General features: G+C 70.3%; 1 protein-coding gene. It reads right to left on the bottom strand.

The window, feature by feature from the left end; translation table 11 throughout:
• On the bottom strand, window positions 1–290 hold a 290-nt coding region (locus O7A60_RS31900; protein ID WP_337109614.1), incomplete at both ends, for an aminotransferase class I/II-fold pyridoxal phosphate-dependent enzyme.

Genomic DNA, 290 nt, shown 5'->3' on the forward strand with positions numbered 1-290 from the left:
CGGCTCGCCTGCTGCTGCTGGGCATCGCGCTCGGCCTGCGAGCGCTTGAGATGACGGATCGATGTTGTGGCTGCGGCGGCGATCGCCGGCGGCAGCGCCGTGGTGAAGATGAAGCCCGGCGCATAGGAGCGCACCGCGTCGATGACGGCGCTGGTGCCGGTGATGTAGCCGCCCAGTGTGCCGAACGCCTTGGCGAGCGTGCCTTCGATGATGTCGATGCGGTCGGCCAGGCCTTCGCGCTCGGTGATGCCGCCGCCGCGCGGCCCGTACATGCCCACCGCATGGACCTC

This window comes from Mesorhizobium salmacidum (SeqCode) (assembly GCF_037179605.1).
Taxonomy (GTDB): Bacteria; Pseudomonadota; Alphaproteobacteria; order Rhizobiales; family Rhizobiaceae; genus Mesorhizobium; species Mesorhizobium salmacidum.